Source organism: Prevotella sp. C0026C3, from assembly GCF_056590795.1.
Window position 1 is genome coordinate 25,249 of record NZ_JBWPWW010000021.1, and the last position, 7,871, is coordinate 33,119.

Here is a 7,871-nt window from a genome sequence, read left to right on the forward strand (position 1 = left end):
GACGATAGCATGTGTGTTATTTTTTTGTAACTTTGCAACAATGACAACCGGTATAGATAATAAGGCGGCTACCCTCGAATTAGGTACCCAACCGGTGGGGAAGCTGCTTTGGCAATATGCTTTGCCCGCCATCATAGCGATGACGGCAGCTTCGTTATACAACATTATCGACCGCATATTTATAGGACAGGTGGTTGGGCCTATGGCTATTTCGGGGCTTGCCATCACGTTCCCGTTTATGAATTTATCGGCAGCTTTCGGTGCTGCGGTGGGCATCGGGTCGTCTACGGCGGTTTCGGTGAAGCTTGGACAGCGCGATTATGACTCGGCAGAGAATATTCTTGGCAACACCGTAACGCTGAATTTGATGGTCGGATGCTTCTTGACGATAGTATGTTTGTTGTTTCTTGATCCTATTCTTCGATTTTTTGGAGCGAGCGACCAAACCATTCCTTATGCACGAAGCTTCATGCAAATCATCCTATTGGGTAATGTTTTTACACACATGTATTTTGGTATGAATGCCATGCTGCGTGCTGCCGGCAAGCCCCAAAAGGCGATGATGGCCACCATTATGACGGTGGTGATGAACGTATTGTTGGATGTTGTCTTTATTTGGTGGTGGCATTGGGGAATCCGCGGTGCTGCTTTGGCAACCGTATTGTCGCAAGCTACTGTACTCGTATGGCAATTGAAACTCTTTAGCAACAAAGATGAATTGCTACATTTGAAGTGGGGTATATATCGATTGAAAGAAAGTTTGGTGAGGAATATTATTGGGATAGGTATTTCACCATTCCTCATGAACGTGTGTACTTGCATCATTGTCATTTTTATGAACAACCAGTTTGTGCGTTATGGAGGCGACATGGCGGTGGGCGCATACGGCATAGCGAACAGTATTGAAACCGTGTTTGTGATGTTTGTCATGGGCATTAACCAAGGTATGCAGCCCATTGCGGGTTATAACTATGGGGCATTGCAGTTTGATAGAATGCTACGTGTGCTGAAACTTTCTGTGTTAGCTGCCAGTGCTATCACCTTTGTGGGATGGTTGGTGGCCATGTTCCTGCCACAGATGTGTGCTCGTATGTTTACGACCGACCTCTCTTTGATAGATAAGGCCGTCCATGGTTTGCGTATCACGATGTTAGTATTTCCGATTATCGGGTACCAAATGGTGGTGACGACATTCTTCCAATGTATTGGCAAAGTGAAGATTAGTATCTTCCTTTCGCTATCTCGACAGCTACTGTTTCTGCTGCCTTTGTTGGCCATATTGCCTCAATTCTACGATGTTAATGGCGTATGGGCATCGTTACCGGCATCAGATTTCATTGCAGCTGTGGTGGCCGCGTGGATTATGGTTGTCTATATGAGAAAATTCAAAAAGCAATTTAACGACTCTATACATGAATAATAAGCATATCATCATCAATATCGGGCGGCAGTTTGGAAGCGGCGGTCGCATCATAGCCGACCTATTATCCAAGGAATTTGGGTGTACGCTCTATGATAAGGAACTCCTGAATTTGGCAGCAAAGGAGAGTGGTTTCTGTGCAAAGTTTTTTGAACAGAATGATGAGCAGAAAGGTTTTATGCGTGTATTATTTCATGCTCACGTGCCCATTTTAGGTGAAAGTAACTTCTATCGAAACAATATTTCGCAAGAAAGTCTGTTTCAATTCCAGAGTGATGCCATCAGAAAGGCGGCCGAAAGTGGCAGTTGTGTGTTTGTAGGACGTTGTGCCGACTACGTATTACGAGATCGTAAAGACAGTGTTAACATCTTTATCACAGCCGATATAGATGAGCGTGTACGGAGAGTATGCGATCGTAAAGGCTTAACAGAGGAAGAAGCACGCAAGTTGATAGAGTATAAAGAAGACGAAAGAGCATCATATTATAACTATTACACGGGCAAGAAATGGGGGCATAGTGCCTGCTACGACCTGTGTATCAACTCGACTCATTTGGGAATAGAAGGTACTGTGCAGTTGATTGCCGACTATATTCGCAAGCGTTTCGACCTAGCTGAGATTGCAGAATAGCATGAGGAAGATAGGAATTATCAGCGATACGCATGGATATTGGGACGATCAATACTTGAAGTATTTTGAACCTTGCGATGAGATATGGCATGCCGGTGATATCGGAACAACGGAATTGACCGACCGGTTGGCTGCTTTTCGCCCATTGAGAGCCGTCTGTGGCAATATAGATGGTGGCGATTTACGTTTGATGTATCGCGAAACGCTTCGTTTTAAATGCGAAGATGTGGATGTGTTGATGAAACATATAGGGGGCTATCCGGGCAATTACGACTGGTCGATTCGCAAGATTATCTATGCCTCTCCGCCACAGTTGTTCATCAGTGGACACTCGCATATCTTGAAAGTGAAGTTCGACAAATCGCTCAATCTGTTGCATATCAATCCCGGAGCAGCCGGGATGCAAGGTTGGCATCACGACCGTACCATCGTAAGACTCGCCATTGATGGTAGTAAATTTACTGATTGCGAAGTGGTGACGTTAGGAACCAAGGGGTAAATATAGGAACGATAATATTATTATATAATCATTTAAAGATTTAGATTATGAAGACTTATCTTGTTACAGGAGCCGCAGGTTTCATTGGAGCAAACTTTATTAAGTATCTGCTTGGCAAGAAATATAAAGATCAAGACATCAAGATTATTATCTTGGATGCACTGACTTATGCCGGAAATTTGGGCACTATTAAGGATGATATCGACAATAAACGTTGCTTTTTTGTGCGTGGTGACATTCGCGATAGGGAACTAGCCGACAAGCTTTTTGCTGAAAATGATATCGATTATGTGGTCAATTTCGCTGCCGAAAGCCATGTCGACCGTTCTATTGAAGACCCTCAACTCTTCTTATCTGTTAATATTCTCGGTACGCAGAACTTGCTTGATGCAGCTCGTCGTGCTTGGGTGACAGGCAAAGACGAACAGGGGTATCCTGTTTGGAAGCCCGGTAAGCGATTCCATCAGGTTGCTACCGACGAGGTATATGGTTCACTTGGAGCCGAAGGATACTTCACCGAAGAGACTCCAGTGTGTCCTCATAGCCCCTATAGTGCGTCTAAAACGAGTGCCGACCTCTTTGTGATGGCTTATCATGATACCTACCACATGCCGGTAACCATCACTCGTTGCTCTAACAATTACGGCCCTTATCATTTTCCGGAGAAGCTCATTCCATTAATCATCAACAATATCTTGGAAGGCAAGAAACTCCCTGTTTACGGCAAGGGAAATAATGTTCGCGACTGGTTGTACGTAGAAGACCATTGCAAGGCCATTGATATGGTCGTGTGTGAAGGTCGCGACGGCGAGGTCTATAATGTGGGTGGACATAACGAAATGAAGAATATCGACATCGTGAAGTTGACCATTAAGACCATCCACGATATGATGATGGACGACAAGAGTCTCCGTCAAGTATTGAAGAAGCAGGAACTTGATGAAAACGGAGAGATTCGTATAGATTGGATTAACGACGATTTAATCACTTTCGTATCTGACCGTTTAGGGCACGATCAGCGTTATGCCATTGATCCAACCAAGATTAAGAACGAGTTGGGATGGTATCCTGAGACGATGTTTGCACAAGGAATCGTGAAGACTATCAAGTGGAATCTAGAGAATCAACAGTGGATTCAAGAGGTAACCAGTGGCGATTACCAGAAGTACTACGAACAGATGTACGGCAATAGATAACGATAATGGCAGACAAGCATGCTATAGATACGGTGGGAGCGGAACTTCATGCTTTCCTCATCCAATTGGGGAAGAAGCCCGATTGTGTCAGTCATAAGACAGCACATTACGTAGAACACATTCTTCACCTGTTGAGTGCGGACGATGAAGAAACCTTGCTTCATTTCTATGGTATCTTCGGTCATCGGCAAGAAACGTTGAAGTCGTTGGCCGATGAACGCAAGATATCGATGGAAGAATTGGCTGCACAGATAGCAAAACATTTACGTCAACTAGCCATTACGCCTGAGTGGCAGATGGTAAAGAATTTGATACACCCTCAATAACCTATACACAACGTCATGACAATGAAGAAGATTATGCTGCTAGGTTCAGGAGAACTGGGCAAAGAATTTACGATTGCGGCCAAGCGTGCCGGCCAGTATGTAATAGCATGTGATAAGTATGACAACGCTCCGGCTATGCAAGTAGCCGATGAACGCGAAGTTTTTAGCATGCTAGAGGGTGATGCTTTGGCTGCCATGGTAGCTAAACACCGTCCTGATATCATCGTTCCTGAGATAGAAGCTATCCGTACCGAGCGACTTTTCGACTTCGAAAAGCAAGGCATACAGGTCGTTCCGAGTGCCCGTGCCGTCAATTATACGATGAATCGTAAGGCTATTCGCGACCTTGCAGCTAAGGAGTTGGGCATTCGTACAGCCAAGTATTTCTATGCAAAGACCTACGATGAGTTCAAACAGGCAGCCGACGAGATAGGTTTCCCTTGCGTTGTGAAGCCGTTGATGTCGTCGAGTGGGCATGGTCAAAGTATTGTTCGTGGCGACGAAGAACTCGATGCTGCTTTCCACAATGCGATGGAAGGGAGTCGAGGGGATGTAAAAGAAATCATCATAGAGGAATTCATACACTTTGAAAGTGAATTTACGTTGCTCACTGTAACGCAAAAAAGTGGTCCCACATTGTTCTGTCCGCCTATTGGACATGTGCAGCAAGGTGGCGATTATCGCGAGAGTTGGCAGCCTTATGCCATTCCCGATGAGGCTTTGAAAGCCGCGGAAGAAATGGCCGACAAGGTGACTAAGGCGTTGACGGGAGCCGGTATATGGGGCGTAGAATTCTTCCTGACTAAGGACAAAGAGGTTATCTTCTCTGAATTATCGCCCCGTCCGCACGATACCGGTATGGTAACATTGGGGCATACCACCAATTTGAGCGAGTTTGAATTGCACTTCCGTGCCGTTATGGGACTTCCTATTGCCGGCATACACTTGGAACATTACGGTTGTTCGGCCGTGGTTTTGGCGAAAGAAGAAGCCGATCATGCACCGGAATTTAATCTAGTTGAAGCGTTGAAAGAAGACCATACACGTATTCGTATCTTCGGAAAGCCCGACCAGCACGTAGGCCGTCGCATGGGTGTGGTGCTTTGTTATGGCGAGATAGGGTGCGATATGGATGCCCTACGTGACAAGGCTAAGCGATTGGCAGCAACTGTATTATAAACATCATGGAGCTAGGTAAACTCATTCATTTACAAAAAATCAGAGACCTTCGGGGCAATCTTACTGTGGCACAAAAGGGCGAAAACCTCCCTTTTGTGCCACAGCGTGTTTATTGGGTTTACGATATTCCGAGTGGCGGCTGCCGTGGTGGGCATGCCCACAAGCTGTGTCTAGAATTAATAGTAGCCGTGAGTGGCTCGTTCGAAGTGGTGCTTGACAATGGGAAAGAGCAGAAAACATATTTCTTGAACAATCCCAATCAGGGCTTATTGGTCGATACCGGCGTTTGGCGTACGCTCGAAAAGTTTTCTTCAGGAGCCGTATGCTTGGTGCTGGCTTCTGAACCTTTCGAGGAGTCCGACTATATTCGGGAGTACAACGAATATATCAATTACATGGAATGTTTGAAATAAAGCGATATAGTCCGGATATGAAAGAGGCTTGGGATGGCTTTGTCAAGACATCCCGGCAGGGCACTTTCTTGTTTGAGCGCGACTATATGGATTATCATTGCGACCGTTTTTCCGACTTCTCTTTGATGATTTATGTAAAGAACAAGCTCTTTGCCGTGTTACCGGCTAATCGCGATGGTGACATGCTTTATTCTCATCAGGGACTTACTTATGGCGGTTTGCTCACCCAATGGCAAGCTACTGCCGAGACAGTGTGTGAGATTTTCCAATGTATCAACGACTTTTTGAAGTGCGAAGATATTCATCGGGTGGTCTATAAAGCCATTCCGTGGATTTACCACCGGCTACCTTCCGAGGAAGATTTATACGCACTTGTCCATGTCTGTAAAGCACGGTTGATGGCACGCGATATAGCCAGTACCATCGTATCTTCTACGAATTTGAAATTTACAGAACTGCGCCGACGAGGCAGTCGCAAAGCTTTGCAACATCAGGTAACGATAGAAGAAACCACAGACTTGGCTTCCTTTTGGGATGTACTTAATGCCAATTTGCAATCAAAGTATCATGCGACATCGGTACACACGTTGGCAGAAATACGCCGACTTAAAGATTTCTTCCCTCGAAATATTCGTGCTTTCGTGGCCAAATTAGGCGATGAAACACTTGGAGGTGTCCTTGTTTATGTGTCAAATCAAGTCGTTCATTGTCAGTATATATCAGCCTCACCAAGCGGTAAGGCTTTAGGAGCATTGGACTTACTTTTCGATACACTCATTCATCATACATTCAAAGACGTACCATATTTTGATTTTGGAAAATCAACAGAGCAACTTGGCAGTTATCTGAATACTAAACTAATCTTTCAGAAAGAAGGTTTTGGTGGTCGAGGCGTTTGTTATGACTGGTATGAGTGGCAACTTTAAATACGCGGCAGTATGATACCATTTCTTCAATATAAAGATGTGAATGCGCCTTACGAGGCGGAAATTCGACATGCTATCAACTGCGTGATAGAGAGTGGATGGTATTTGCAAGGTACAGCTACGCGGCGGTTTGAAGAGGAATATGCCGAATACATCGGTAGTCGACACTGTATTGGGTGTGGCAATGGGCTGGATGCGCTTACGCTTATATTCCGTGCTTATATCGAATTGGGATTATTACGCGAGGGTGATGAGGTCATAGTGCCCGCTAATACTTATATTGCTTCAATTTTATCTATAACACGCTGCAGGTTGAAACCAGTTTTGGTAGAACCGAATATAGAGACTTTGCAGATAGACGAGCAAGCTATTGAACGATCTATTACCTCTCATACGCGAGCTATTCTTATCGTACATTTGTATGGACGATGCGCTTATACTGCCCGGATAGCCGAACTTTGTCGGCAACACCACCTATTATTAATAGAAGACAATGCGCAGGCTCACGGGTGTACATGGCATGGTAAGAAGACGGGTTCGCTGGGTGATGCAGCTGCACACAGCTTTTATCCCGGCAAAAATCTAGGCGCCTTGGGTGATGCCGGGGCTGTTACGACCGATAACCAAGCCTTGGCTGACTGTATTCGGGCATTGGGTAACTATGGTAGCAATCGCAAATATGTATTTGAATATCAAGGCGTGAACAGCCGAATGGATGAGATTCAGGCTGCCGTTCTGTCGGTAAAACTGAAGTATTTGGATGAAACGAATGCGCGTCGCAAGGCAATTGCCCACTTTTACGAGACCCATATCAATCATTTAAGGATTCATATTCCGCGTATATCAGCAGATAATGTGTACCATCTTTTCCCTATATTATGCGAAGGGCGTAATGTGGTACAGGCATATTTGCAGGCACATGGCATTGGAACTATGATTCATTATCCCATTCCACCGCACAGGCAGAAGTGTTATGTAGATTGGAATCAACTTGATTTCCCCATTACCGAGCAGATTCATCGACAAGAATTGAGCTTGCCCCTTCATCCCGCTTTAAGTGATGAAGAGGTGGAAGAGGTGGTTCAAGTGATAAATTCCGCTCCTAAATAATGAAATAAGAGACTAGAAGAAATATAAGAATTTTGAAATCTTAAGAGGTATATTAAAAAGATATAGAGTGTTTTTTGTAGATGTATATATACGATTATTACTGTCCGGTAAACCTTTTCCACATATAAAAGTTAAGGGCTAAAATCCGTATTTGGATTTCAGCCCTTTTTG

At 44.6% G+C, this 7,871-nt stretch carries 9 protein-coding genes; all 9 read left to right on the plus strand.

The features are described 5' to 3' along the window. Positions 1-52: 52 nt before the first annotated feature. The 9 genes from AC1EK4_RS10680 to AC1EK4_RS10720 are packed head-to-tail and all read left to right on the plus strand — an operon-like array spanning position 53 to position 7,700. Positions 53-1,420: an MATE family efflux transporter gene (locus AC1EK4_RS10680; RefSeq protein ID WP_480358228.1), complete on the plus strand. Its 1,368-nt coding sequence runs from the start codon at positions 53-55 to the stop codon at positions 1,418-1,420. Next, positions 1,413-2,051 carry a cytidylate kinase-like family protein gene (locus AC1EK4_RS10685; protein WP_480358222.1) on the plus strand — a complete coding sequence of 213 codons (639 nt, stop codon included), beginning with the start codon at positions 1,413-1,415 and terminating at the stop codon, positions 2,049-2,051. The genes AC1EK4_RS10680 and AC1EK4_RS10685 overlap by 8 nt, the downstream gene beginning before the upstream one ends. A gap of 1 nt (position 2,052) precedes the next feature. Continuing rightward, positions 2,053-2,550 carry a metallophosphoesterase family protein gene (locus tag AC1EK4_RS10690; RefSeq protein ID WP_480358223.1) on the plus strand — a complete coding sequence of 166 codons (498 nt, stop codon included), beginning with the start codon at positions 2,053-2,055 and terminating at the stop codon, positions 2,548-2,550. A 47-nt stretch (positions 2,551-2,597) separates the two neighbouring features. Further along, positions 2,598-3,746 (plus strand): dTDP-glucose 4,6-dehydratase, encoded by a 1,149-nt coding sequence (gene rfbB / locus AC1EK4_RS10695; RefSeq protein ID WP_480358224.1) that lies wholly within the window; start codon positions 2,598-2,600, stop codon positions 3,744-3,746. Positions 3,747-3,751: 5 nt separating this feature from the next. Then, on the plus strand, positions 3,752-4,072 hold the full coding sequence (locus tag AC1EK4_RS10700; protein ID WP_231725592.1) for a hypothetical protein: 321 nt from the start codon (positions 3,752-3,754) through the stop codon (positions 4,070-4,072). 21 nt (positions 4,073-4,093) lie between these two features. After that, positions 4,094-5,251: a formate-dependent phosphoribosylglycinamide formyltransferase gene (gene purT / locus AC1EK4_RS10705; RefSeq protein ID WP_369793972.1), complete on the plus strand. Its 1,158-nt coding sequence runs from the start codon at positions 4,094-4,096 to the stop codon at positions 5,249-5,251. 5 nt (positions 5,252-5,256) lie between these two features. Continuing rightward, entirely contained in the window at positions 5,257-5,664 is a 408-nt protein-coding gene (locus AC1EK4_RS10710; protein WP_062433047.1) for a sugar 3,4-ketoisomerase, read from the plus strand. After that, positions 5,652-6,590, plus strand: a complete 939-nt coding sequence (locus AC1EK4_RS10715) for a GNAT family N-acetyltransferase (protein WP_480358226.1) — start codon at positions 5,652-5,654, stop codon at positions 6,588-6,590. The genes AC1EK4_RS10710 and AC1EK4_RS10715 overlap by 13 nt, the downstream gene beginning before the upstream one ends. 12 nt (positions 6,591-6,602) lie before the next feature. Then, a complete protein-coding gene (locus AC1EK4_RS10720) occupies positions 6,603-7,700 on the plus strand; it encodes a DegT/DnrJ/EryC1/StrS family aminotransferase (RefSeq protein WP_052052945.1) in 1,098 nt (365 codons plus the stop codon). Positions 7,701-7,871: the final 171 nt, after the last annotated feature.

What these genes read in the sequence shown, in the direction of transcription:
- AC1EK4_RS10685 (WP_480358222.1), top strand. Translation starts at nt 1,413, where the DNA reads ATGAATAATAAGCATATCATCATCAATATCGGGCGGCAGTTTGGAAGC.
- AC1EK4_RS10690 (WP_480358223.1), top strand. Translation starts at nt 2,053, where the DNA reads ATGAGGAAGATAGGAATTATCAGCGATACGCATGGATATTGGGACGAT.
- rfbB (WP_480358224.1), top strand. Translation starts at nt 2,598, where the DNA reads ATGAAGACTTATCTTGTTACAGGAGCCGCAGGTTTCATTGGAGCAAAC.
- AC1EK4_RS10700 (WP_231725592.1), top strand. Translation starts at nt 3,752, where the DNA reads ATGGCAGACAAGCATGCTATAGATACGGTGGGAGCGGAACTTCATGCT.
- purT (WP_369793972.1), top strand. Translation starts at nt 4,094, where the DNA reads ATGAAGAAGATTATGCTGCTAGGTTCAGGAGAACTGGGCAAAGAATTT.
- AC1EK4_RS10710 (WP_062433047.1), top strand. Translation starts at nt 5,257, where the DNA reads ATGGAGCTAGGTAAACTCATTCATTTACAAAAAATCAGAGACCTTCGG.
- AC1EK4_RS10715 (WP_480358226.1), top strand. Translation starts at nt 5,652, where the DNA reads ATGTTTGAAATAAAGCGATATAGTCCGGATATGAAAGAGGCTTGGGAT.
- AC1EK4_RS10720 (WP_052052945.1), top strand. Translation starts at nt 6,603, where the DNA reads ATGATACCATTTCTTCAATATAAAGATGTGAATGCGCCTTACGAGGCG.